Consider the following 22,378-nt stretch of genomic DNA (forward strand, 5'->3'; position numbering starts at 1 on the left):
GGCAGGTTACAATGGCTAAACAATCAATGAAAGCACGTGATGCAAAGCGTGTTGCGTTATGCGAAAAATTTTATGCAAAACGTATGGAGTTGAAAAAAATCATCTCTGATGTAAAGGCCTCTGATGAAGATCGTTGGAATGCTGTGTTAAAGTTACAAACTTTACCACGTGATTCTAGCCCTAGTCGTCAGCGTAACCGTTGTCGTCAGACAGGTCGTCCTCACGGCGTGTTACGTAAATTTGGTTTAAGCCGTATTAAGGTCCGTGAAGCCGCTATGCGTGGTGAAATTCCGGGTCTTAAGAAAGCAAGTTGGTAATTTACCGCTTTATTTTGGAATCATGGGAGTAAAGACACATGAGCATGCAAGATCCAATCGCAGATATGTTGACTCGTATTCGTAACGGTCAAGCTGCAAACAAAATTGTGATCAACATGCCTTCATCCAAGCTAAAAGTGGCAATTGCCAAAGTGCTGGAAGAAGAAGGCTATATTGAGAACGTAAAAGTTTCAGACGGGGTTAAACCTGAATTGGAACTAACTTTAAAATATTTCCAAGGGAAGCCTGTTGTAGAAAGTATTCAACGTGTTAGCCGTCCTGGTCTTCGTATTTATAAACGTAAAGACGAATTACCAAAAGTTATGGGCGGATTAGGTATCGCTGTTGTTTCTACATCTAAAGGTGTTATGACAGACCGCGCTGCTCGTAAAGCAGGTTTAGGCGGTGAAATTATCTGTTATGTAGCTTAAGAGAGGTAGGAAGATGTCTCGTGTTGCAAAAGCACCCGTTAATATTCCTGCCGGCGTAGAGGTAAAACTCGACGGTCAGCTATTAACGGTTAAAGGTAAGAACGGTGAATTAGTTCGCACCATTCATAATTCAGTTGAAGTTAAACAAGAAAACAATGCTTTAACTTTTGTACCTCGTGAAGGTATTGTTGGTGCAAATGCACAAGCTGGTACAGCTCGTTCACTTGTTAATGCAATGGTTATCGGTGTTACTGAAGGTTTCACTAAGAAACTTCAATTAGTGGGTGTTGGTTATAGAGCACAACTTAAAGGTAATGTACTTTCTTTAAGTTTGGGATATTCTCACCCGATTGAACACGCATTACCTGCTGGGGTAACTGCTGAATGTCCTTCTCAAACAGAGATTGTTCTGAAAAGTTCTGACAAACAGTTAATCGGTCAAACAGCAGCTAATATTCGTGCTTATCGCCGTCCTGAACCTTATAAAGGTAAAGGTGTACGTTATGCTGATGAAGCAGTACGTATAAAAGAGGCTAAGAAAAAATAAGTAAGGTAACACTATGGATAAGAAATTAGCTCGTATCCGTCGTGCAACCCGTGCACGTCATATGATGAGAGAGCAAGGTGCAACTCGTTTAGTTGTTCATCGTACTCCACGTCATATTTATGCACAGGTCATTGCACCTAACGGTTCAGAAGTACTTGCCGCTGCTTCTACAGTAGAAAAAGCAATTAAAGAGCAAGTAAAATATACCGGAAATAAAGAAGCCGCAGTTGTAGTAGGAAAAGTAATTGCTGAGCGTGCTTTAGCCAAAGGTATTAAAGAAGTTGCCTTTGATCGTTCCGGATTTAAATATCATGGTCGTGTTCAATCATTAGCAGATGCTGCTCGTGAAGCTGGTCTGCAGTTCTAATTGAGGTAATTTTAGATGGCAAACATCGAAAAACAAGCTGGTGAACTGCAAGAGAAGCTAATCGCAGTAAACCGTGTTTCAAAAACTGTAAAAGGCGGTCGTATTTTTAGTTTTGCTGCACTTACCGTAGTAGGTGATGGCAATGGTCGTGTAGGTTTTGGTTACGGTAAAGCGCGTGAAGTTCCAGCAGCGATCCAAAAAGCAATGGAAAAAGCTCGTCGCAATATGGTGAATGTGGCTTTAAATGAAGGTACATTACAACATCCAGTTAAAGGATCTCACACAGGTTCTCGTGTATTTATGCAACCTGCTAGTGAAGGTACTGGTATCATCGCAGGTGGTGCAATGCGTGCGGTGTTAGAAGTTGCTGGTGTTCATAACGTATTATCAAAAGCATACGGTTCAACTAACCCTATCAACGTTGTTCGTGCAACAATTGATGCGTTGGCTAACATGAAGTCTCCTGAAATGGTTGCCGCTAAACGTGGTAAAACAGTTGATGAAATTTTGGGGTAATTGATCATGGCTAAAACTATTAAAGTAACACAAACTCGTAGTTCAATTGGTCGTTTACCAAAACATAAAGCTACGTTGCGTGGTTTAGGTCTTCGCCGTATCCGTCATACTGTGGAGTTAATTGATACTCCAGCAGTACGTGGTATGATCAACCAAGTTTCATACATGGTTAAAGTGGAGGAGTAATAGATGCGTTTAAATACTCTATCTCCAGCTGAGGGAGCTAAACACAGTGCAAAACGTCTAGGTCGTGGTATTGGATCTGGATTAGGTAAAACTGGTGGTCGTGGTCATAAAGGTCAAAAATCTCGTACTGGTGGCGGTGTTCGTCGTGGTTTCGAGGGTGGTCAAATGCCTTTATACCGTCGTTTACCAAAATTTGGCTTTACTTCAATGAAAGCAGCAGTTACTGCTGAAGTTCGTTTAAGTGATTTAAGTAAAGTTGAAGGTAATGAAATTACTTTAGCGACACTTAAAGCAGCTAACGTTATTACGAAAGATATTCAGTTTGCTAAAATTATCTTAGCTGGTGAAGTTAAATCTGCCGTAGTTGTACGTGGTTTGCGTGTAACTAAAGGTGCTAAAGCAGCAATCGAAGCTGCTGGCGGCTCAATTGAGGAATAATTAACAGATGGCTAAGCAACCGGGATATCAAAATAGAAGTACTCAAAGCGGTACAGGTGAATTAAAACGCCGTTTATGGTTTGTTTTAGGTGCACTAATTGTTTTCCGTATAGGATCTTTTATCCCGGTTCCTGGTATTGATGCGGCTGTTTTAGCTCAATTGATAGAACAACAAAGAGGCACCATCATTGATATGTTTAATATGTTCTCTGGTGGTGCTTTAAGTCGTGCTTCAATATTTGCATTGGGTATTATGCCTTATATTTCGGCGTCAATTATTATCCAATTGCTAACATCAGTTTACCCACCTTTAGCAGAATTAAAAAAAGAAGGTGAGGCTGGACGTCGTAAGATTAGTAAATATACTCGTTATTCGACACTAGCACTTGCCACTATTCAGGCAATCGGTATTTCTACTGGTTTGCCTAATATGTTACCCGGATTAGTGCCAAATTTAGGCTTTAGTTTTTACTTCACTGCAGTTATTAGTTTAGTAACAGGAAGTATGTTCTTAATGTGGTTAGGTGAACAAATCACAGAAAGAGGTGTTGGTAACGGAATTTCTTTAATAATTTTTGCGGGGATTGTTGCTGGTCTTCCAGCTGCTATTGGGCATACTATTGAGCAAACCCGCCAAGGACAAATGCATTTGTTGGTATTATTGTTGATTGCCGCAGTTGTATTTGCTGTAACTTACTTTGTTGTATTTGTTGAACGAGGACAAAGACGTTTAGTAATTAATTATGCCAAACGTCAGCAAGGTCGCTATATGTTAGCGGCACAAAGCCAATATTTACCGCTAAAAGTAAATATGGCAGGTGTAATACCTGCAATTTTTGCATCGAGTATTATTCTATTTCCTGCAACAATTACTCAATGGTTTGGTGAAGGACAGAATTTAGATTGGTTATCGGATTTATCAATGTTGTTACGTCCGGGAGCACCTCTTTATTTAGTTCTTTATGCAATAGCTATTATTTTCTTTAGCTTTTTCTATGCAGCAATGCAGTACAATCCACGAGAAACTGCTGATAATCTGAAAAAATCAGGTGCATTTTTACCGGGAATTAGACCGGGTGAACAAACATCACGTTATATAGACAAAATTATGGCACGTTTAGCTTTAATTGGTGGTCTATATGTTACTTTTGTGTGTTTGGTTCCTTACATTATGACGTCAGCTTGGAATGTACAGTTTTATTTTGGTGGTACATCTCTCTTGATTGTTGTAGTGGTAATTATGGATTTCATCGCTCAGGTTCAAAGTCACTTAATGTCGACTCAATATGAATCTGCGTTGAAAAAAGCAAACCTGAAAGGGTTTGGGCAATAATAAATTGTCTTTATATAAAAGGATAAGCAATGAAAGTTCGTGCTTCTGTAAAGAAATTATGCCGCAACTGTAAAATTGTTAAACGTAACGGTGTTGTTCGTGTTTTATGTACTGAACCTAAACACAAACAACGTCAAGGCTAATTGACATTTTTCTTGCAAATAAACCGCTGGGTAGGTATACTGCTCAGCTCATTTATGTCCTGATATGCTGTTTGAGTATCCTGAAACGGGCTTTTCAAGATCAGCATATCATCTAGTTAAATAATAGGAGTGCATAGTGGCCCGTATTGCAGGCATTAACATTCCTGATCATAAACATGCTGTAATCGCATTAACTGCAATTTACGGTATCGGTAAAACCAGAGCAAAAAGCATTTGTGCTGATGCTGGTATTGCTGAAGACGTTAAGATCAGAGAATTGTCTGAAGAGCAGATTGATAAACTGCGTGACGAAGTTGGTAAATTTACTGTCGAAGGTGATTTGCGTCGTGAAGTAACCCTAAACATCAAACGTCTTTTAGACTTAGGTTGTTATCGTGGTTTACGTCATCGTCGCGGTTTGCCGGTACGTGGTCAACGTACTAAGACAAATGCGCGTACCCGTAAGGGTCCACGTAAGCCGATCAAAAAATAATCGGAGTAAATAATAATGGCAAAAACACCAGTTCGTACACGTAAACGTGTAAAAAAACAAGTTGTAGACGGCGTGGCACATATTCATGCCTCTTTCAACAACACAATCGTTACCATTACAGATCGTCAAGGTAATGCTTTAGCTTGGGCAACAGCAGGTGGTTCAGGTTTCCGTGGTTCACGTAAATCTACTCCGTTTGCAGCTCAGGTAGCAGCAGAGCGTTGTGCTGAACTTGTAAAAGAGTTTGGTTTAAAAAATTTAGAAGTTATGGTTAAAGGACCAGGTCCTGGTCGTGAGTCTACAATTCGTGCGTTGAATGCTGCGGGTTTCCGTATCACCAACATCACTGATGTAACTCCGATTCCTCATAACGGTTGTCGTCCACCGAAAAAACGTCGTGTGTAAGGCGTACTAGGATAGTTGGAGAAAGAAAATGGCAAGATATTTGGGTCCTAAGCTCAAGCTGAGCCGTCGTGAAGGCACTGACTTATTCCTTAAGTCCGGTGTTCGAGCGATTGAATCAAAATGTAAAATTGATACAGCACCAGGTCAACACGGTGCACGTAAAGCACGTCTTTCTGACTACGGTAGTCAGTTACGTGAAAAACAAAAAGTTCGTCGTATGTACGGCATTTTAGAGCGTCAATTCCGTAATTACTATAAAGAAGCAAACCGCTTAAAAGGTAATACGGGGGAAAATCTATTAGTGTTGTTGGAAGGTCGTTTAGATAACGTTGTTTATCGTATGGGCTTTGCGGCAACTCGTGCTGAAGCTCGCCAATTAGTGAGCCATAAAGCAATTGTAGTAAACGGTCGGGTTGTTAATATCCCTTCTTTCCAAGTTTCAGTTGATGATGTTGTTGCTATTCGTGAAAAATCGAAAAAACAAGCACGTATTAAAGCATCATTGGAATTAGCAGAACAAAGAGAAAAACCAACTTGGTTAGAAGTCGATGCTGCTAAAATGGAAGGTGTGTTTAAACGCATTCCTGAACGTTCTGATTTGTCAGCAGACATTAACGAACATCTTATCGTTGAGCTTTACTCTAAATAATAGAGCTTAACAGCAAAGAGAGGATAAAATGCAGGGTTCTGTTACAGAATTTTTAAAGCCACACTTAGTTGATATTGAGCAAATTAGCTCAACTCATGCTAAAGTGACCTTAGAACCGCTAGAGCGTGGTTTCGGCCATACATTAGGTAATGCACTTCGTCGCATTCTTTTGTCGTCTATGCCTGGTTGTGCGGTGACAGAGGTTGAGATTGAAGGTGTATTACACGAGTATAGTAGTAAAGAGGGTGTTCAAGAGGACATTCTTGAAGTATTGCTTAACTTAAAAGGTCTAGCAGTCAAGGTGCAGAATAAAGATGAAGTTTTCCTGACTCTAAATAAATCTGGAATTGGCCCTGTTGTTGCTGCCGACATTACCCATGATGGGAGTGTTGAAATTGTCAATCCTGAACATGTAATCTGCCATTTAACGGATGAAAACGCATCAATTAATATGCGAATCCGTGTACAACGGGGAAGAGGTTATGTACCTGCTTCTGCAAGAAAACATGTTCAAGATGAAGAACGTCCAATTGGTCGCTTATTAGTTGATGCTTGTTATAGCCCGGTTGATCGTATTGCTTACAATGTTGAGGCAGCACGGGTAGAACAGCGTACTGACTTAGATAAGTTAGTTATTGAAATGGAAACTAATGGTACGTTAGACCCAGAGGAAGCGATTCGTCGTGCAGCAACAATTTTAGCAGAACAACTTGATGCATTCGTTGATTTGCGTGATGTTCGTCAGCCGGAAGTTAAAGAAGAAAAACCAGAGTTTGATCCAGTTCTTCTTCGTCCGGTAGATGATTTGGAGTTGACAGTTCGTTCTGCTAACTGTTTGAAAGCAGAAACAATTCATTATATCGGTGATCTAGTCCAACGCACTGAAGTTGAGTTATTAAAAACGCCTAATCTTGGTAAGAAATCACTTACTGAAATTAAGGACGTATTAGCTCAGCGTGGATTATCACTAGGTATGCGCCTTGAAAATTGGCCACCGGCAAGTATTGCCGAAGACTAGTTTGGTCATAGGTTTAAGATTTTTCTGAGAAGGATAAGGTCATGCGCCATCGTAAGAGTGGTCGTCAACTAAATCGTAATAGCAGTCATCGTCAAGCGATGTTTCGTAATATGGCAAGTTCTTTAGTGAGTCATGAAATCATTAAAACAACTTTACCTAAAGCGAAAGAATTACGTCGTGTAGTTGAACCATTAATCACATTAGCGAAAGTAGACAGCGTTGCTAATCGTCGTTTAGCTTTTGCCCGTACACGCGACAACGCAGTTGTTGCTAAGTTATTTAATGAATTAGGTCCACGTTTTGCTCAACGTGCTGGTGGTTACACTCGCATTTTAAAATGTGGTTTCCGTACTGGCGATAACGCTCCAATGGCTTACATTGAGTTAGTTGATCGTAAAGTTGCTGAAGAAGCAGCGGCGGAATAATCTAGTTTATAGATATACAAATGCAACCACATCCTAATTAGTAGGGTGTGGTTTTCTTTTTATAAGAAGAAAAGCATTTTTAGTGGTTATGATATAAAAAAGCGATAGTGATAAACTATCGCTTGTGTGAGTTGGAAAATTAGTCAATTTTGACAGCAATTCTTCCGCTAATTTGTCCTTTTAATAATTTCTCAGCCTGATCTTGCACTTGGTGTAGAGAAATTTCTTGCCCGATAAGATCAAAATATTGTTGATCTAATGCCGAAGCTAATTGTTCCCAAACTAATCCTCGTTGACTTGCAGGATAATAGACAGAATCAATGCCTTGTAAACGAACGTTACGCAAAATAAATGGCATAACAGTGGTGTTTAATTGATAGTGATTAGCTAAACCGCAAGCGGCTATACAGCCTCCATACGCAATTTTGCTGAGTAAGTTAGCCAGAATATCACCACCAACAGTATCAATCGCACCAGCGAATTGCTGGCTTTGCAGTGGTGCAGAGGTTTCACACATTGTATCTCGAGGATAGATTTTATTGACCCCTAATTGGGTTAAAAGTTTTGAATCTGTTTTGCCTGAGATGGCACTAACTTGATAACCGAGTTTGTGTAATAGATAGATAGCGGTAGAGCCAACACCACCAGTAGCACCTGTTACAACCACTTCTCCTTTATCTGGTGTTACGCCAGCATTAATTAAAGCATTGACACAAAGCATAGCAGTAAATCCAGCAGTACCCACTATCATTGCCTGTTTTGGTGTTAGATTATTAGGTAGTAGGGTAAGCTGTTCGGCTTTAACGAAAGCAAATTCGGCTAAACCACCGCAATATTTTTCGCCATAACCAAAGCCAGTTAATAAGACGAATTGCCCCTTATCAAAGCGTCCACTAGGATCTTCAACTACTTCGCCTGCAAAATCAATGCCGGGAATTAAAGGGTAGTGCTTAATAATTTTGCCTTTATGACAGATAGCAAGTGCATCTTTATAGTTAAGGCTGGAATAATGTACTTTTACTTTAACTAATTGCCCAGTTTCAAAATGAGCGTCTGAAAAAGTAGAAAGATCAATCTCTTCAATCGAGGTTGAAGTGCCTTGTTCGTTACGTTTTAAAATTAATCCTTGCATAAATCCTCCAATTGTCGTTGATAGAGTTGATATATAACTTGCTGAGTTGTTTTTTTCTTTAACAATGTCCAATGATCTGGACAATGAAAGTTAGCATTATGTTCAGTTTCTAAATAAATCAGTGCGTTTGCTGTTAGCCAGTTATTTTTTTCTAACCATTCCAAACAATGAGGAATTAAATTGTGATGAAAAGGCGGATCAAGAAAGACAATATCAAAAGGCTTATCCTGATTATGTTGTGCAAGGAATTGCAAACTATCGGTTTGGATCACTTTTCCTTTTTCTGTACGGAGACGAGCAAGATTTGCATTTAGACAGCTTACCACCTTGTGATCTCGTTCTAACATTAAAACAAAATCTGCCTGACGAGATAAGGCTTCAAAAGCCAGTGAACCACTACCAGTAAAGCAGTCTAAACAGCGACTTGCAGGAATATCCGCCATAAGCCAGTTGAATAAAGTTTCTTTCACACGATCTGAAGTAGGACGTAGCCCATCAATATTTAAGACTGGTAATTTTTGACCACGCCAAAGACCGCTGATAATTCTAACCTCACCTTGTGTACTTTTTGTTTGTTTTTTTAAAGCTTTTTTTCGCATAATAATTGAGAAATTTACACAATTTCAACGTGTTAAATGTTAAACTATCCAACATTTTAGTGCATTTTGGATTGAAATAGAATGATTTTCCACGATCTGATTAGATTGCATAGAGAATAGTTAAGGAAAAAATATGTCAGAAAATAAACAAAAAAAAGGTGGTTTTTGGGCATCATTATTTGGACGGAAGGCAAAAAAAGAGCCAGAACAACAAAAACAAAACTCTTCTATTAATGAAGAACAGAATATTACACAAGTTGAAGAAAATCGACTAACTCCCCCAAATGAAATAATCGAGCTTGAAAAGGAAGAAAAGGAAATAGAAGAATCTCAATCGCTTGAAAAGGGAGTGGTAGTAACAGAAACTGAATTACCAGAGCCAGAGCCAGAGCCAGAGCCAGAGCCAGAGCCAGAGCCAGAGCCAGAGCCAGAGCCAGAGCCAGAGCCAGAGCCAGAGCCAGAGCCAGAGCCAGAGCCAGAGCCAGAGCCAGAGCCAGAGCCAGAGCCAGAGCCAGAGCCAGAGCCAGAGCCAGAGCCAGAGCCAGAGCCAGAGCCAGAGCCAGAGCCAGAGCCAGAGCCAGAGCCAGAGCCAGAGCCAGAGCCAGAGCCAGAGCCAGAGCCAGAGCCAGAAAAATTACAAGAAAAAGCTAGCAAAGGTGGTTTTTTCAGTCGTTTAGTTAAAGGATTATTAAAAACCAAACAAAATTTAGGTGAAGGATTTCGCCACTTTTTCCGTGGTAAAAAAATTGATGATGAACTCTTTGAAGAATTAGAGGAACGGTTATTAATTGCTGATATTGGTGTGCCAACAACAACCAAAATTATTCAACGTTTAACCGATCATGCGAATAAGCGACAATTAGCTGATGCGGAGTTGTTATACCAACAATTAAAAGTTGAGATGAGTGAAATACTCGCACCAGTTGAACAACCTTTAGTCCTAACCGATAAAAAACCGTATGTTATTTTAATGGTAGGTGTTAATGGCGTTGGTAAAACAACAACCATTGGTAAGTTAGCGAGCCGTTTTCAAGCAGAAGGAAAATCGGTAATGTTGGCTGCTGGCGATACGTTCCGTGCAGCAGCGGTGGAACAGCTACAAGTGTGGGGGCAACGCAATAATATTCCTGTGATTGCACAAGGTACAGGTTCAGATGCCGCTTCAGTGTTATTTGATGCGATGCAATCGGCAACAGCGAAAGGGATTGATGTGCTGATTGCCGATACTGCTGGTCGGTTACAGAATAAGAATAATTTAATGGACGAATTGAAAAAAATTGTGCGAGTAATGAAAAAGCACGATGAAACTGCACCGCATGAAATTATGCTTACCTTAGATGCAGGAACAGGGCAGAATGCGATTAGCCAAGCTAAATTATTTAATGATGCGGTTGGATTGACAGGCATCACCTTAACCAAGTTAGATGGAACAGCAAAAGGTGGTGTTATTTTTGCGATTGCTGATCAATTCCAGTTACCTATTCGTTATATCGGTGTTGGGGAAAAAATAGAGGATTTACGCCCATTCCACGCAGAAGAATTTATTCAGGCGTTATTTACGCAGGAAAATCAAGCAGAATAACTGTTTGGGGGAAAGATATGATCCGTTTTGTGAATGTAAGTAAGGCTTATTCTGGCGGAAAACAAGCATTACAAGGCATAGATTTTCGATTACCAGCAGGGGGAATCAGTTATTTAACTGGGCATTCGGGGGCAGGTAAAAGTACCCTGTTAAAGTTAATTCTTGGTATTGAAAAAGCAAATGCTGGGCAAATTTACTTCAACGGACAGGATATTAGCCGTCCGAACAAAGCGGAACTACCTTTTTTACGGCGTCAAATTGGTATGGTGCATCAAGATTATCGCTTATTGAATGATCGGACAGTTTTAGAGAATGTCGCCTTGCCTTTGATTATCAGTGGTATTCACCCTCATCACGCATTAAGACGAGCCGCTGCTGCTTTAGATCGAGTTGGTTTGCACCAACGGCGAGAACATTCCCCCCAATACCTTTCAGGCGGAGAACAACAACGGATTGAAATTGCCAGAGCAATTGTCGCAAAACCACAATTATTATTAGCTGATGAACCAACAGGGAATCTCGATCACGATCTTTCAATGGATATTTTTCAGTTATTTGAAGAACTGAATTACAGTGGTATGACAATTTTAATTGCGACACATAACCAGCAGATTATTCAACAAAAACCGCATCTCACTTTGGTCTTAAAACAAGGGCGATTGCAGTATATTGGTTCTTCAAAGGGAATAGGCGAGGTGAATGAGGTATGAAACAGAAAAATCTCCACGCATCTTATTTCTTAAAAATTTACTTGGTTTTACAGCAAGTATGGCGACAGTTATTACAACATAAACTCGGCACTTGCTTGACCTTTCTTGTAATAGGTTGTTCTCTTACTTTACCTACTTTTAGCTATTTAGTATGGAAAAACCTTGCAATCAGTACCCAACACTTTTCACCACGTTTTTCTTTAACATTGTATTTAGATAAAAAATTGACCTCAAACCAAACTGAACAGTTACTGGAAAAAGTGAAACAGCAGGAAGGGGTTGCCGCAGTAAAATTTATCTCTCGTCAAGAAGGATTAATGCAGTTACAACAGTGGTCTGATTTTGCAGAAGCATTAAAAGTGTTAGATGAAAATCCATTACCCGATGCGATTACCGTTGAAGCAAAACCAACCGCTTCTTTTGTACAGCTTAAAACTGATTTTCAGCACTTAGCAGGTGTGAGTTTAGTGAAAGCAAATGATGATTGGCAAGATAAATTATTCTCTCTCACTCAATTTGCTGCCAAAGTAGCTATTGGTTGTGTGGTGTTAATGTTATTAACCGTATTTTTGGTGGTTGGAAACAGTATCCGAGCAGAAGTAGATAGCCGTAAACCTGAAATTGAAGTCTTGAAATTACTAGGTGCGACTGACCACTATATATTAAGACCCTTTTTATATACAGGGATCTTTTATGGATTAGTAGGTGGGAGCATTGCTTGTCTTTTTAGTTTGATAATTGAATGGAGTTTACGCTCCGATATTAATGTTATCGCAACACAATTCTCAATGGTATTAAGATTAGTTTGGCTCTCACCAGCTGAAGTCATTTTTCTATTAATGAGTAGTGTGTTATTAGGTTATTTAGCCTCTTGGATCACTGCACGGAAACATTTACGCAAAGTGTAATTTTTCAGACAAACCATTGTTATCTAACAAACTTAATGGGTATTTTGCAGGGTGAAAACTTGACTATTCAAGCCTAGCGGAGTAACATTCGCCCCGATTTAGTAATATGAGGACACACACTTTGGACAGTCATAGTCGATACTGTTTTTTATCTTTCTAGCCTACCTTTCGCTTTAGCTTTAGCTTATCGGCGAAAGAGTCGGTAAGTATCTACTTTCTTAACTTTAAATATTCTTATTTTGTTCATAGCGTTGTTCATAAACCCATTAGGGAGTATGACAGATGATTAGTGCATTTGCTTTAGATGACGCTCGTTTAGTTCGGATTGATGAAAAAAGTAATGAACTGAAACAGGCAATATGGATCGACTTACTAGAACCATCAGCCGAAGAGCGAGAAATGTTACAACAAGGGTTAGATCAAAGTTTAGCCTCTTATTTGGAATTAGAAGATATTGAGGCATCGGCACGTTTCTTTGAAGATGAAGATGGTTTACACCTCCATTCCTTTTTTTATTGTGAAGATGAAGAAGATTATGCCGATATTGCCACAGTCGCATTCACGCTAAGAGATGGACGGCTATTTACCTTAAGAGATCGAGAATTGCCTGCATTCCGTCTATATCGAATGCGTTCTCGCAATCAAAAATTGCTAGAATGTAATGCGTATGAATTACTACTAGATCTTTTTGAAACTAAAATCGAACAATTGGCAGATGTCATCGAAACTGTTTATTCTGATTTAGAGAAATTAAGTCGCATAATTTTAGATGGCAAGCAAGGGGAAGCCTTTGACAAAGCGTTATCAACCCTGACAGAACAAGAAGACGTTAGCTCAAAAGTACGATTATGCTTAATGGATACACAACGTGCATTAAGTTTTCTAGTGCGTAAAACTCGTTTACCTGCCAGCCAGTTAGAGCAAGCAAGAGAAGTGTTGCGAGATATTGAATCCTTACAACCGCACAATGAATCCCTATTCCAAAAAGTGAATTTTTTGATGCAGGCTGCAATGGGTTTTATCAATATGGAACAGAACCGTATTATGAAAATCTTCTCGGTTGCATCATTGATTTTTTTACCACCAACAATGGTTTCCTCAATTTATGGGATGAACTTCTCGATTATGCCAGAATTACACTGGAAATTTGGTTACCCCTTTGCGTTATCTCTAATGCTATGTGCAGGATTGATCCCCTTCCTTTATTTCAAACGAAAAGGTTGGTTGTAGCGATATAACAGACATTTATCTAGTGAAATAAATGTACTTCTATTAGTAAAATTATTCTTGAATCATAAAAATAAGGCAATAAAATATTTTATTGCCTTATTAGTTGTATATTTGTATCAAGTGAAACATTATTAATCTACTATATATTTTATTCTGGATAATATTCCCTAAAACTTACCTGAAATATCTTTCAGGTAAGTTTGAGATAAATTAGGTGGTTGGTAATTTTTTTAAATTACTATTATTTATCTGTGTTTGTTGGTGAGATGGAATAATAAAAAGTGCCACTAGGGCTAGGAATGCCATAGTTAAAAAAGTAAAGAGTGGTGAGTGCGGGTAAATAATGCCTGAAAGTGCCGTCAGAAGTGCAATGGCGGCACAACCACTGGTTGCACTGTATAATGCTTGGAGTTTGGCGACCTTTTCTTCACTTTGTGCTGCAATGTATTTCACGGTTGCATAATGGCTAGTTGCATAGGTTAGGCAGTGTGAACATTGTAGTAGAAAGATTAGGGCTAGGTTGTCTGCAAAGTAGAATAGCGACCAACGAAGGCAAGCCGCAATACCACTGAGATAGAATAAGTGATTTACAGACCAATTTTTAAACAACCGTGCTGCAAAGAAAAAGAGGATAATTTCTGCAATAACACCCACTCCCCAAAGAATACTGGTAGTTTGTAGGCTGATACCTTTTTCTGTCCAGAAAATTGTGCTGTAAGTATAGAATGCGGAATGTGAACCTTGAATTAAGGCAACGGCGAGTAATAGCCTTGTGGTGGTAGGATTGCGTAATAAAGCGAGATAGCTTGTGTTGTTATGTTGGCGGCTCAGTTTTTTATCCCTAGGCATTTTTTTTAGAGGTAGTAATTGCAAGAGGGTGTAACCTAGTAACAGACTGAAAATGACCCAGATAATTGAATTGTCGCCGAGATGGCTAATTAAACCACCAAAAACTATCACCCCTACTACAAAAGCCCCTGAACCAATCAAACGGATTTTGCCGTAATCTAAGCGGATTTGATGTTGCCAAGCACTGGCTAAGGTATCAAGCAGTGGTATTCCTGCGGCATTAAACATACTAAATAATGCAATACCTAACAGTAAAACCCAGAAAGATTGTGCCATCACTGCAATTAAAAGTGTGGTGAGAACACTTGCTCCAGCGAGGTATATTAAGGTTTTAGGAATTTGTGAGACTTTGGTAATCAGACTGGAAAAATAAATTCCACCGATAAAACGAAAAACGTATGCACCTGCGATAATTAAGGCGATAGTTTCAGTTGAATATTGTTGGGATTTTAGCCAAACAGGAAAAAGTGGCATAAAGACGCCATAAACACAGTAATAGCCGAAAAAGCAGAGAATAATCCACCAAACAGCACGAATTTTCATTAGAATAATTTCTCCATTTCAGTTGCACGATCGATAGCTGCTTGCATTGCGTTTGCTGTGATTGTTGACAGTTGGGCTTGTTCAAACACATTAATTGCTGCCGCAGTTGTTCCTCCTTTTGAGGTAACTTGTTGGCGTAATTCTGCCAGTGTGAGAGTTGGGTTGTCTTTCACCATTTTTGCTGCACCGAATGCGGATTGTTCTATTAATAAGCGAGCGGTTGTGGCTTCTACCCCTTTTTCAAGTAGGAAATGATACATCGCTTCCATAAATAGAAAAAAGTAGGCTGGACTACTGCCTGATCCTGCAATCACTAGGTTGATATCCTCTTCCTGTTCAAGCCAGCAGATCTTACCGATACTTGCAAACATATCAGCACAAAATTGCTTGAAAGCTGAGGTTGTATTGGCATTAGGGTAAAGCCCTGACATACCAGTTAAAAGTAGTGCTGGTGTGTTAGGCATTACACGGATAATTTGTTTTGCGGTTGGGAGATATGTTTGTAACCGATCTATTTTAATACCAGCAGCAACTGAGATGATCTGTTTTTGGCTGAGATCTTGCTTGGATAATACAGCACAGGTTTCTGCCATTGCTTGTGGTTTAACTGCTAAAACAATAACTTCTGCATTGCGTGCGGTGTTGAAACTATCTTGGCTGGTGTGAACGCCGAGCATTTCGAATGCGTGTCGTTTAGGTTGGTTGCGATCACAAACTGTAATATACTGTACTGGATAGCCTTGTTTTACTAAACCAGAAACTATCGCTTTAGTCATATTACCACCACCGATAAAGCCGATTTTCTTTTGTTGCATAGCATACCTTTCTGTTTTTTCATAAGATAAGGCATTATTTTACCTGAGCCATTTATTAATCACTACTGATAGATAAAAAAGGAGATATGATGTGGTTTAAAAATTTAATGGTATATCGTTTAACTAAACCGCTAGATTGGCAACAAGAAACATTGGAAACTGCATTAGCTGAAAATCGTTTTATCCCTTGTTCACCACAAGATCAAAGTAAATTTGGTTGGATTTCACCCTTAAAAGGAAGTGAAATACTATCTTTTTATCTCAACGGTCAGTTTTTATTGTTAGCTCGCAAAGAAGAAAAGATTTTACCTGCCACAGTGGTGAAGAAAGCGGTAGATGAACGAATTACGGAATTAGAACAAGCACAACAGCGTAAATTAAAGAAAATTGAGAAACAGGCAATTAAAGATGATGTGTTAGCAATGTTATTACCACGAGCTTTTAGCCGCCAACAACATACTGCTATGTGGATTGATAGCCAATCAGGTTTAATTTATGTTGAGAGTGCTTCTAGCAAACGGGCTGAGGAGGCTTTGGCTTTGTTGCGTAAATCGTTAGGTTCTTTGCCAGTGGTGCCTTTGATGTTTAATCAAGATATTGCAAGCACAATGACCCAGTGGTTGAAAAGTGATGAGATGCCAAATTGGTTGAATTGGTTTGAAGAGGTTGAATTAACCGCTGAAAATGGTGGGGTGGTACGGTGTAAACAACTGGCTTTAGATAGTGAAGAAGTCCTTGGGCATTTACATAGTGGAAAATTGGTCACTAAATTAGGGTTGGATCTTGAAGATCGTTTTAGTTTAGTTTTTCAAGATGATGGAAGCTATAAGCGTTTGAAATTCTCAGATATTATGCGTGAAAAAAATGATGATATTTTGAAAGAGGATTATGCTCAGCGTTTTGAAGCAGATTTTTTACTGCAAACAGAAGATATTAAACGCTTTACCGAAAAATTAATTGCCGAATTTGGTGGGATTAAAGAATCGGCATAAAGTGTATTTTTCACCAAATAAAAAAGGAACGGGATAGTGATCTGCACCCCAAAAGTTGGACTAAACAACCAACTGATGAAGGTGCAGAATTTTTACTTAACGGCTAATGGTTGCTTGAGTGATCTGTTCAAGCAAATTTTTGTAATGATCACTGCCTGCTGTTGGCGGTGATGTAATTTCAATGATCGTTGCTTGTTTGCGAGTTAATGCCTGTGCAACCTCCGTTTTTAATGTTTGCCAATCTTTTGGTGCAGAATAGGTTAAGTTAAACATTGCTGCACTTTGTTCAAAACGGTAGTGATGAGCTAAGCGGTAATACTCTGTTTTAGCTTGTTGATCTACTGGTAATAGATCAAAAATTGCCCCACCACTGTTGTTGATAACAAAAAGTAAAAGCGGTTGTTGTACTTTTGTTAGAAGAGCGAGTGAATTGAGATCGTATAATGCAGATAGATCGCCAACCATTGCAACTAGTGGCATATTTTTGCCGATTGCAATGCCTACTGCGGTTGCAATCAGTCCGTCTATACCACTAGCCCCACGATTGGTGTAAACAGGGTAGTTATCAGGGAGTTTACCTAGTGCGTCAACTAAGCGAATAAACAAGCTGTTGCCTAAGAATAATGTACCATCAGGTGGTAAAATTTCAGCAAGATGATGTGCTAAACTAGCTTCATTTAATTCTGAACCGAGTTGTTGAGAGATAAAGCCTTGGCAGAACTGGGATAAGGCTAAAGGCTCTAAGACCCAAGGTTTTATTTTTTCTGCGACTGGGTGTGCATTTAACCATTGTTCGATACTTACATTGAAGTATGTTTGGCGGTGGTGGTGTGGATCTAAACGTTTTCCACTGCAGTCAACAAGCCAATATTCACCATTAAATTCACTCAAAAATTGAGTAACTCTTTTACTAATTATCTTGCCACCAAATTGTACGATAAGATCGGCTTGGTGGAGCTTTTGTTGCACTGTTGGATTAGCGAGCCAAATATCAGCATAAGGCAAAGAGGCGGTGGTATTACTTTGAATGTCGGTGATTAGCACCCAGCCCAGTTTATTTGCCCATTGAGTAATGGTATTGGTTTGTGATGGTGGTAAATGCCCGACAACCACAATACCTTTTTTCTGTTGCCAATCTTGCCATTTTGGATCGGTTGTGTATTCAACGTTACCGTTAATTTTATTTGTCCACGCCTGATTTGTGGTTAATTGTTGTAACGGTTGCAGCCAAGGATCGTTATCAACATTGGTGTCTTCAGTAAGGTATAAGGGTTCGGCAAAAGGAACATTAATATGAATAACCCCTGTTTGTTGTTGTTGTAATAAGCAGGCGTGATCGAGAGTTGACATTAACCATTTTGCACTTAATTCCCGATTTGGTCGAGGTAGGTTAATATTCGCAATCGGATAGTGTGCAAAAATGTTTTCTTGTTCTATCGCTTGATTGGCACCACAGTTAATTAGTTCTTCAGGACGATCTGCACTGAGAACAATAAGATTCGTGCCTGTTTGTTTCGCTTCAATAATTGCTGGATATAGGTTAGCGGCGGCAGTACCAGAAGTAACAATAATGGCAACTGGGGTGTGAGTTGCTTTCGCTAAACCGAGTGCAAAAAAGCCTAATCCTCTTTCATCAAAGTGAGTATGGCATTGTAAACGTTGTTCAGATTGTAATTGTAATGCAGCTAATGTAAGCGGTGTTGAACGAGAACCCGGAGCAAGGCATAGATGTTGTACTTTATGCCGAGTTAACGTTTCTAAAATCACTTTTGCCCAACAATGGTTAAAAGTACTGACAGACATATTTATTTCCCTTTATTTATTTGGTGGTGAGGGCATCAGGAGAGAGGTTAATCCTGAGGCTTTTCGTTCAATTTCTTGCCATTCTAGCAAGGGAACCGAACCAGCGACAATCCCAGCCCCAGCAAAAATATGGATTTTATGTTGTTCAATTTTGGCTGAACGTATTGCAACTGTAAATTCTGCCTTTGCTTGGGAGAGAAACCCTACCGTCCCTGCATATAATCCACGTTGCCAAGGTTCATATTGCTGAATAAAGCGGATGGCCGCTGCTTTTGGCAAGCCCGCAACTGCAGCCGTCGGATGAATGGCTTGTAAACAGGCTAAGTCTGCACCTGTTTTTAAGCAGTTTGAGGTTAACTGTGCGGAAATTTTACGATAAAGATGCTGTACTTTGCGTAATTGCCGAATTTGACGTTGTCCTAGCATAATATTTTCATAATATGGTGCTAGGCTTTGTTTTATATCTTCCGCAACGAGCTGATTTTCATAACAGTTTTTCTGATCATTTAACAGCCAATTGGCGAAGGCTTGGTTTTGCGTTGGATCGGCGACACTTGGTGCAGTTCCTGCAAGGGCTTCTGTTTCAAGATATTGTTGTTGTCTAGCGTATAAACATTCTGGGCTAGAACCAACAAAGGCTTGAGATGGGCTAGTAGCTTGGAGAAAATGGTAACAATCTTGATTGACTTCTCGGCTAGCCGCAAGGAAATCACAGAAATTAACTTGGTTACTGGTGCTATAACAAGCAGATTTTGCTAAAACAACTTTTTCGAGTTGTTGTTGTTTGATGGTAGTGAGTGCTTGTTCGATTAATTGACACCATTCGTTTTGTGTACTGCTTTCAGAGGTCAGTTGCGTATCTGTTTTAATCGGTTGTAATGCCACACTGTCAGTGAAGGTTTGTAAACAGGCATTAATCTCTCTCTGTTCCGTTAGCCAGTCATTTTGTTGGTTAAAGAAAAGGGTAGCGGTGAGCGTGTGGTTTTCAAGGTGTAATAATAAACGAGGTAAGCTAAAGTTAGCTTGCTGTTCAAAATTCAATCCGCCACATAGCAGTAATTTAGGATTAGTGAGGACTAAGTTTTGGGCTTGGTTTAAATCGGAAAATTGTGCAACTTGCCCAATAGTAACTAATGTATAATTTTGTTGGCGTTGTTCAAAATAGAATTGGGGAAAGAGAGGTTGCCCTTTTAACCAAGCTAAAAGGTCGCAATTATCCATGTTACAAGGGATTGTAACTATAAATTGTGAATAGATGTTTGATAACGTTTTAGTCGAATAATTTAATCGTTTTGCCGAGTAGTCTGTTACATTATCCTTTAATACAGAGTAAAGTCGGGTCAGTAATGATTTCATAATGGGTTAATGAAAAATAAAATGTTTATATAAATTACCTTATTTTTATTGGCTTAAATTTGTTAATAATCAAGGAATATCGTAATCTAGGGTATATTATTAGAGATTTTTATGAGAACGGTTGTTTCTTACTCTAAACCGTTTCTTAGTAAATATATATTAATGTAAATGTTTGTCAAAGATAACCGTTTTAAGTGTTAATAAAGAATTAATGGTAAATCAATTTAAACTGTAATTAAATGTCAAAATTTTACCTTAATTTTTGAGATGGTATCACTTGTTTTGACAAATTAAAGAAAAATAAATTGAGTAAATGCGAAAATATGATTAGAAAAAACAGTAACTTAACTTACTGTTTTATATGAAAAATTATGGAGTAAAATGCAATGACAATGCGATTCCCTAAATCAGATAAGCTGCAACAGGTTTGTTATGATATTCGAGGTCCTGTACATAGTGCTGCTTGTCGTTTAGAAGAAGAAGGACACAATATCTTAAAACTAAATATTGGTAACCCTGCCCCTTTTGGATTTGATGTACCAGATGAAATGGTCGTTGATATTATTCGGAATTTTCCGACATCTCAAGGCTATTGTGATTCAAAGGGGCTTTATTCTGCACGAAAAGCCATAGTGCAATATTACCAAGCAAAAGGTTTACGAGAATTAGATGTGGGCGATGTTTATATTGGTAATGGGGTCTCTGAACTGATCACAATGGCAATGCAGGCATTGTTAAATAATGGCGATGAAATGTTAATCCCTATGCCAGATTATCCGCTATGGACGGCAGCAACGACTTTATCGGGTGGAAAAGCGGTACATTATTTGTGTGATGAGCAGGCTGACTGGTACCCTGATTTGGCGGATATTAAGAGTAAAATTACAGAGCGAACAAAAGGCATTGTAATCATCAACCCAAATAATCCAACGGGATCGGTATATAGCAAAGCATTGTTATTAGAAATTGCTGAGCTTGCTCGACAACATAATCTAATTATTTTTGCTGACGAAATTTACGATAAAATTTTATATGATGGGGCACAGCATCATCATATTGCAACTTTAGCACCTGATCTTTTTACCGTAACATTTAATGGTTTATCTAAAGCTTATCGTGCAGCAGGTTTTCGGCAAGGTTGGTTAGTTTTAAATGGACCAAAGAAAATGGCAGAAGGCTATATTGAAGGATTAAATGTTCTAGCCTCAATGCGATTGTGTGCAAATGTTCCAATGCAAAATGCGATCCAAACCGCTTTAGGTGGTTACCAAAGCATTAATCAGTATCTTTTACCCGGTGGGCGTTTATTAGAGCAACGCAATAAAGCATATGAATTAGTTACTCAAATCCCGGGTATTAGTTGTGTTAAACCACAAGGGGCGATGTATCTTTTCCCTAAAATTGATACTAAGTTATATAACATTCACGATGATGAAAAAATGGTGTTGGATTTATTAATGAAAGAGAAGGTGCTTTTGGTGCACGGTCGAGGTTTTAACTGGCATCAGCCCGATCATTTTCGTATTGTTACCTTACCTTATGTCAATCAACTAGAAGAAGCTATGGAGCGTTTTGCACGTTTTTTAAGTACTTATCGTCAATAGGAAAATAGGCTGCATTTGGTTATTTGCAGGAAGACCAAATGCAGTTTGCTTAAATTTCATTTTTCTTGTGTTGGTTTATATATTTTGCTGGATCGCCTGTTTAATGAGATCAAACATTTCATATCGTTTGCGATACATAGATCGTTTTTTACTCTGAATTTCTTCCAAAGGTCGCCTTTCAATAGTCAGTGGTAATTGCCAGTAATCGGTTGCTCGTGTGGCTTGATTATCTCGCCAAAAATCATCGTAATTAAATAAAACTCTTTTACTACCGTGTAGTTGGATTTTGGCTTGATATTTGAGTGGGATTCCAACTAATTGTTGTTGCCATTGTTCGGCAATCATTTTTAAGCAATCAACGAGCAGATACATTGGTCGAACGCCGTGGCACTCTTTGGTGAGCAACCGCACGAGCTGTTGTGCATCTTCTCCTTTTGGCCCTTGTATGCTAGCGATAAGTAAACGTTGTTGTTCGAGTAGGGCAAAAGAGCAATCGTAATATCTTTTATTGCTCCCATCTTGAAAATTAAGTGAGAAAAAGCCTTCCCATTCATCAATCATATTTAAGTTGAGGTTTAGGGTGAGGGTATTAGTGAGTTGGCAAAGAGGCAAACTACCTTGTTCTACTAATAAACGGCATTTATCTTCCCCTAATTTTTGTTCTAGTATCGTGAAAGTATGAATAATTTGATCTGTACGCTGTTTGAGAGAAAAGCGTTTATCACAATAACGATAGATAAAAGCGTGAAAACGATGTGGATTTTGTCGAAAAAGTGGTAACCAAAGTGAATGCTGATTTAAAAACATCAGTAAACGTTTTGCCTGCCTGCTGATAAAAGGACGTCTTAATAGAAAACGTAATATATTGCGAATTTGCTTTAAGACTCTTTTTTCCCGTCCTTGATACATTTCTTTTAGACTAGGAAAATGTGAATAAGGCTGATAATGATTTCGTTGCATAATTGGGGTACTGCTTACTATTAAGAT

At 38.9% G+C, this 22,378-nt stretch carries 27 protein-coding genes; 20 read left to right on the forward strand and 7 right to left on the reverse strand.

The genetic code is table 11. The features are described 5' to 3' along the window. Nucleotides 1-11 precede the first annotated feature (11 nt). The 14 genes from rpsN to rplQ all read left to right on the forward strand — a co-directional run bounded on the left by rpsN (nucleotide 12) and on the right by rplQ (nucleotide 7,268). Nucleotides 12-317, forward strand: a complete 306-nt coding sequence (rpsN, locus tag CEP47_RS08210; RefSeq protein ID WP_265482649.1) for a 30S ribosomal protein S14 — start codon at nucleotides 12-14, stop codon at nucleotides 315-317. A 38-nt stretch (nucleotides 318-355) separates the two neighbouring features. Then, complete coding sequence (gene rpsH / locus CEP47_RS08215; RefSeq protein ID WP_261920103.1) at nucleotides 356-748, forward strand: 30S ribosomal protein S8; 393 nt, start codon at nucleotides 356-358, stop codon at nucleotides 746-748. 13 nt (nucleotides 749-761) lie between these two features. Next, the gene (gene rplF / locus CEP47_RS08220) at nucleotides 762-1,295 is read left to right on the forward strand and encodes a 50S ribosomal protein L6 (protein WP_261920102.1); all 534 of its coding nucleotides are present in this window, start codon (nucleotides 762-764) and stop codon (nucleotides 1,293-1,295) included. A 13-nt stretch (nucleotides 1,296-1,308) separates the two neighbouring features. Beyond that, nucleotides 1,309-1,662, forward strand: coding sequence for a 50S ribosomal protein L18 (gene rplR, locus CEP47_RS08225; RefSeq protein ID WP_261920101.1), 354 nt, complete (start codon nucleotides 1,309-1,311; stop codon nucleotides 1,660-1,662). A gap of 15 nt (nucleotides 1,663-1,677) precedes the next feature. Beyond that, nucleotides 1,678-2,178 (forward strand): 30S ribosomal protein S5, encoded by a 501-nt coding sequence (rpsE, locus tag CEP47_RS08230; protein WP_261920100.1) that lies wholly within the window; start codon nucleotides 1,678-1,680, stop codon nucleotides 2,176-2,178. A 6-nt stretch (nucleotides 2,179-2,184) separates the two neighbouring features. After that, nucleotides 2,185-2,364 (forward strand): 50S ribosomal protein L30, encoded by a 180-nt coding sequence (rpmD, locus tag CEP47_RS08235; protein ID WP_261920099.1) that lies wholly within the window; start codon nucleotides 2,185-2,187, stop codon nucleotides 2,362-2,364. Between the two features lie 3 nt (nucleotides 2,365-2,367). Beyond that, entirely contained in the window at nucleotides 2,368-2,802 is a 435-nt protein-coding gene (gene rplO, locus CEP47_RS08240) for a 50S ribosomal protein L15 (RefSeq protein ID WP_261920098.1), read from the forward strand. A 7-nt stretch (nucleotides 2,803-2,809) separates the two neighbouring features. Continuing rightward, a complete protein-coding gene (secY, locus tag CEP47_RS08245; protein ID WP_261920097.1) occupies nucleotides 2,810-4,135 on the forward strand; it encodes a preprotein translocase subunit SecY in 1,326 nt (441 codons plus the stop codon). A gap of 29 nt (nucleotides 4,136-4,164) precedes the next feature. After that, the gene (gene rpmJ / locus CEP47_RS08250) at nucleotides 4,165-4,278 is read left to right on the forward strand and encodes a 50S ribosomal protein L36 (protein ID WP_261920096.1); all 114 of its coding nucleotides are present in this window, start codon (nucleotides 4,165-4,167) and stop codon (nucleotides 4,276-4,278) included. 136 nt (nucleotides 4,279-4,414) lie between these two features. Next, the gene (gene rpsM / locus CEP47_RS08255; RefSeq protein WP_261920095.1) at nucleotides 4,415-4,771 is read left to right on the forward strand and encodes a 30S ribosomal protein S13; all 357 of its coding nucleotides are present in this window, start codon (nucleotides 4,415-4,417) and stop codon (nucleotides 4,769-4,771) included. Between the two features lie 15 nt (nucleotides 4,772-4,786). Continuing rightward, nucleotides 4,787-5,176: a 30S ribosomal protein S11 gene (gene rpsK, locus CEP47_RS08260; RefSeq protein WP_261920094.1), complete on the forward strand. Its 390-nt coding sequence runs from the start codon at nucleotides 4,787-4,789 to the stop codon at nucleotides 5,174-5,176. A 28-nt stretch (nucleotides 5,177-5,204) separates the two neighbouring features. Next, the gene (rpsD, locus tag CEP47_RS08265) at nucleotides 5,205-5,825 is read left to right on the forward strand and encodes a 30S ribosomal protein S4 (protein WP_261920093.1); all 621 of its coding nucleotides are present in this window, start codon (nucleotides 5,205-5,207) and stop codon (nucleotides 5,823-5,825) included. Nucleotides 5,826-5,853: 28 nt separating this feature from the next. Further along, on the forward strand, nucleotides 5,854-6,843 hold the full coding sequence (locus tag CEP47_RS08270) for a DNA-directed RNA polymerase subunit alpha (RefSeq protein WP_261920092.1): 990 nt from the start codon (nucleotides 5,854-5,856) through the stop codon (nucleotides 6,841-6,843). A gap of 41 nt (nucleotides 6,844-6,884) precedes the next feature. Continuing rightward, nucleotides 6,885-7,268 carry a 50S ribosomal protein L17 gene (gene rplQ, locus CEP47_RS08275; protein ID WP_261920091.1) on the forward strand — a complete coding sequence of 128 codons (384 nt, stop codon included), beginning with the start codon at nucleotides 6,885-6,887 and terminating at the stop codon, nucleotides 7,266-7,268. 139 nt (nucleotides 7,269-7,407) lie between these two features. Here rplQ and CEP47_RS08280 read toward each other — a convergent pair whose 3' ends face one another. Together CEP47_RS08280 and rsmD are read right to left on the reverse strand one after the other, a co-directional pair. Continuing rightward, nucleotides 7,408-8,400: an acrylyl-CoA reductase family protein gene (locus CEP47_RS08280; protein WP_261920090.1), complete on the reverse strand. Its 993-nt coding sequence runs from the start codon at nucleotides 8,398-8,400 to the stop codon at nucleotides 7,408-7,410. Beyond that, on the reverse strand, nucleotides 8,388-8,999 hold the full coding sequence (rsmD, locus tag CEP47_RS08285; RefSeq protein WP_261920089.1) for a 16S rRNA (guanine(966)-N(2))-methyltransferase RsmD: 612 nt from the start codon (nucleotides 8,997-8,999) through the stop codon (nucleotides 8,388-8,390). The genes CEP47_RS08280 and rsmD overlap by 13 nt, the downstream gene beginning before the upstream one ends. A gap of 133 nt (nucleotides 9,000-9,132) precedes the next feature. Here rsmD and ftsY point away from each other — a divergent pair, with 133 nt between their 5' ends. From ftsY to corA, 4 genes are all read left to right on the forward strand, one after another. Further along, the gene (ftsY, locus tag CEP47_RS08290) at nucleotides 9,133-10,581 is read left to right on the forward strand and encodes a signal recognition particle-docking protein FtsY (RefSeq protein WP_265482650.1); all 1,449 of its coding nucleotides are present in this window, start codon (nucleotides 9,133-9,135) and stop codon (nucleotides 10,579-10,581) included. Between the two features lie 17 nt (nucleotides 10,582-10,598). After that, nucleotides 10,599-11,291, forward strand: a complete 693-nt coding sequence (ftsE, locus tag CEP47_RS08295; RefSeq protein ID WP_261920087.1) for a cell division ATP-binding protein FtsE — start codon at nucleotides 10,599-10,601, stop codon at nucleotides 11,289-11,291. Further along, nucleotides 11,288-12,199 carry a permease-like cell division protein FtsX gene (ftsX, locus tag CEP47_RS08300; protein ID WP_261920086.1) on the forward strand — a complete coding sequence of 304 codons (912 nt, stop codon included), beginning with the start codon at nucleotides 11,288-11,290 and terminating at the stop codon, nucleotides 12,197-12,199. Before ftsE ends, ftsX begins: the two co-directional genes overlap by 4 nt. A 282-nt stretch (nucleotides 12,200-12,481) precedes the next feature. Next, a complete protein-coding gene (gene corA / locus CEP47_RS08305) occupies nucleotides 12,482-13,429 on the forward strand; it encodes a magnesium/cobalt transporter CorA (protein ID WP_261920085.1) in 948 nt (315 codons plus the stop codon). A gap of 210 nt (nucleotides 13,430-13,639) precedes the next feature. Here corA and CEP47_RS08310 read toward each other — a convergent pair whose 3' ends face one another. Continuing rightward, complete coding sequence (locus tag CEP47_RS08310; protein ID WP_261920084.1) at nucleotides 13,640-14,821, reverse strand: 3-phenylpropionate MFS transporter; 1,182 nt, start codon at nucleotides 14,819-14,821, stop codon at nucleotides 13,640-13,642. Then, nucleotides 14,821-15,636 carry a pyrroline-5-carboxylate reductase gene (proC, locus tag CEP47_RS08315; RefSeq protein ID WP_261920083.1) on the reverse strand — a complete coding sequence of 272 codons (816 nt, stop codon included), beginning with the start codon at nucleotides 15,634-15,636 and terminating at the stop codon, nucleotides 14,821-14,823. The genes CEP47_RS08310 and proC overlap by 1 nt, the downstream gene beginning before the upstream one ends. A gap of 86 nt (nucleotides 15,637-15,722) precedes the next feature. On the opposite strand from proC, the gene rdgC reads away from it, so the two are divergent. Next, the gene (gene rdgC / locus CEP47_RS08320; protein ID WP_261920082.1) at nucleotides 15,723-16,628 is read left to right on the forward strand and encodes a recombination-associated protein RdgC; all 906 of its coding nucleotides are present in this window, start codon (nucleotides 15,723-15,725) and stop codon (nucleotides 16,626-16,628) included. A gap of 96 nt (nucleotides 16,629-16,724) precedes the next feature. Here the strand turns inward: rdgC and menD are convergent, their stop codons facing one another. Then, nucleotides 16,725-18,431 carry a 2-succinyl-5-enolpyruvyl-6-hydroxy-3-cyclohexene-1-carboxylic-acid synthase gene (menD, locus tag CEP47_RS08325; RefSeq protein ID WP_265482651.1) on the reverse strand — a complete coding sequence of 569 codons (1,707 nt, stop codon included), beginning with the start codon at nucleotides 18,429-18,431 and terminating at the stop codon, nucleotides 16,725-16,727. 12 nt (nucleotides 18,432-18,443) lie between these two features. Continuing rightward, nucleotides 18,444-19,787: an isochorismate synthase gene (locus CEP47_RS08330; protein ID WP_261920081.1), complete on the reverse strand. Its 1,344-nt coding sequence runs from the start codon at nucleotides 19,785-19,787 to the stop codon at nucleotides 18,444-18,446. A 392-nt stretch (nucleotides 19,788-20,179) separates the two neighbouring features. On the opposite strand from CEP47_RS08330, the gene CEP47_RS08335 reads away from it, so the two are divergent. After that, on the forward strand, nucleotides 20,180-21,391 hold the full coding sequence (locus CEP47_RS08335) for a pyridoxal phosphate-dependent aminotransferase (protein ID WP_261921037.1): 1,212 nt from the start codon (nucleotides 20,180-20,182) through the stop codon (nucleotides 21,389-21,391). A gap of 75 nt (nucleotides 21,392-21,466) precedes the next feature. On the opposite strand, the gene CEP47_RS08340 is transcribed toward CEP47_RS08335, so the two are convergent. Continuing rightward, nucleotides 21,467-22,351: a VirK/YbjX family protein gene (locus tag CEP47_RS08340; RefSeq protein WP_261920080.1), complete on the reverse strand. Its 885-nt coding sequence runs from the start codon at nucleotides 22,349-22,351 to the stop codon at nucleotides 21,467-21,469. Nucleotides 22,352-22,378: the final 27 nt, after the last annotated feature.

Origin of the sequence: Mergibacter septicus (assembly GCF_003265225.1) — a bacterium.
GTDB classification, from domain to species: domain Bacteria; phylum Pseudomonadota; class Gammaproteobacteria; order Enterobacterales; family Pasteurellaceae; genus Mergibacter; species Mergibacter septicus.

What these genes read in the sequence shown, in the direction of transcription:
- rpsN (WP_265482649.1), top strand. Translation starts at nt 12, where the DNA reads ATGGCTAAACAATCAATGAAAGCACGTGATGCAAAGCGTGTTGCGTTA.
- rpsH (WP_261920103.1), top strand. Translation starts at nt 356, where the DNA reads ATGAGCATGCAAGATCCAATCGCAGATATGTTGACTCGTATTCGTAAC.
- rplF (WP_261920102.1), top strand. Translation starts at nt 762, where the DNA reads ATGTCTCGTGTTGCAAAAGCACCCGTTAATATTCCTGCCGGCGTAGAG.
- rplR (WP_261920101.1), top strand. Translation starts at nt 1,309, where the DNA reads ATGGATAAGAAATTAGCTCGTATCCGTCGTGCAACCCGTGCACGTCAT.
- rpsE (WP_261920100.1), top strand. Translation starts at nt 1,678, where the DNA reads ATGGCAAACATCGAAAAACAAGCTGGTGAACTGCAAGAGAAGCTAATC.
- rpmD (WP_261920099.1), top strand. Translation starts at nt 2,185, where the DNA reads ATGGCTAAAACTATTAAAGTAACACAAACTCGTAGTTCAATTGGTCGT.
- rplO (WP_261920098.1), top strand. Translation starts at nt 2,368, where the DNA reads ATGCGTTTAAATACTCTATCTCCAGCTGAGGGAGCTAAACACAGTGCA.
- secY (WP_261920097.1), top strand. Translation starts at nt 2,810, where the DNA reads ATGGCTAAGCAACCGGGATATCAAAATAGAAGTACTCAAAGCGGTACA.
- rpmJ (WP_261920096.1), top strand. Translation starts at nt 4,165, where the DNA reads ATGAAAGTTCGTGCTTCTGTAAAGAAATTATGCCGCAACTGTAAAATT.
- rpsK (WP_261920094.1), top strand. Translation starts at nt 4,787, where the DNA reads ATGGCAAAAACACCAGTTCGTACACGTAAACGTGTAAAAAAACAAGTT.
- rpsD (WP_261920093.1), top strand. Translation starts at nt 5,205, where the DNA reads ATGGCAAGATATTTGGGTCCTAAGCTCAAGCTGAGCCGTCGTGAAGGC.
- CEP47_RS08270 (WP_261920092.1), top strand. Translation starts at nt 5,854, where the DNA reads ATGCAGGGTTCTGTTACAGAATTTTTAAAGCCACACTTAGTTGATATT.
- rplQ (WP_261920091.1), top strand. Translation starts at nt 6,885, where the DNA reads ATGCGCCATCGTAAGAGTGGTCGTCAACTAAATCGTAATAGCAGTCAT.
- CEP47_RS08280 (WP_261920090.1), bottom strand. Translation starts at nt 8,400, where the DNA reads ATGCAAGGATTAATTTTAAAACGTAACGAACAAGGCACTTCAACCTCG.
- rsmD (WP_261920089.1), bottom strand. Translation starts at nt 8,999, where the DNA reads ATGCGAAAAAAAGCTTTAAAAAAACAAACAAAAAGTACACAAGGTGAG.
- ftsY (WP_265482650.1), top strand. Translation starts at nt 9,133, where the DNA reads ATGTCAGAAAATAAACAAAAAAAAGGTGGTTTTTGGGCATCATTATTT.
- ftsE (WP_261920087.1), top strand. Translation starts at nt 10,599, where the DNA reads ATGATCCGTTTTGTGAATGTAAGTAAGGCTTATTCTGGCGGAAAACAA.
- ftsX (WP_261920086.1), top strand. Translation starts at nt 11,288, where the DNA reads ATGAAACAGAAAAATCTCCACGCATCTTATTTCTTAAAAATTTACTTG.
- corA (WP_261920085.1), top strand. Translation starts at nt 12,482, where the DNA reads ATGATTAGTGCATTTGCTTTAGATGACGCTCGTTTAGTTCGGATTGAT.
- CEP47_RS08310 (WP_261920084.1), bottom strand. Translation starts at nt 14,821, where the DNA reads ATGAAAATTCGTGCTGTTTGGTGGATTATTCTCTGCTTTTTCGGCTAT.
- proC (WP_261920083.1), bottom strand. Translation starts at nt 15,636, where the DNA reads ATGCAACAAAAGAAAATCGGCTTTATCGGTGGTGGTAATATGACTAAA.
- rdgC (WP_261920082.1), top strand. Translation starts at nt 15,723, where the DNA reads ATGATGTGGTTTAAAAATTTAATGGTATATCGTTTAACTAAACCGCTA.
- menD (WP_265482651.1), bottom strand. Translation starts at nt 18,431, where the DNA reads ATGTCTGTCAGTACTTTTAACCATTGTTGGGCAAAAGTGATTTTAGAA.
- CEP47_RS08330 (WP_261920081.1), bottom strand. Translation starts at nt 19,787, where the DNA reads ATGAAATCATTACTGACCCGACTTTACTCTGTATTAAAGGATAATGTA.
- CEP47_RS08335 (WP_261921037.1), top strand. Translation starts at nt 20,180, where the DNA reads ATGCGATTCCCTAAATCAGATAAGCTGCAACAGGTTTGTTATGATATT.
- CEP47_RS08340 (WP_261920080.1), bottom strand. Translation starts at nt 22,351, where the DNA reads ATGCAACGAAATCATTATCAGCCTTATTCACATTTTCCTAGTCTAAAA.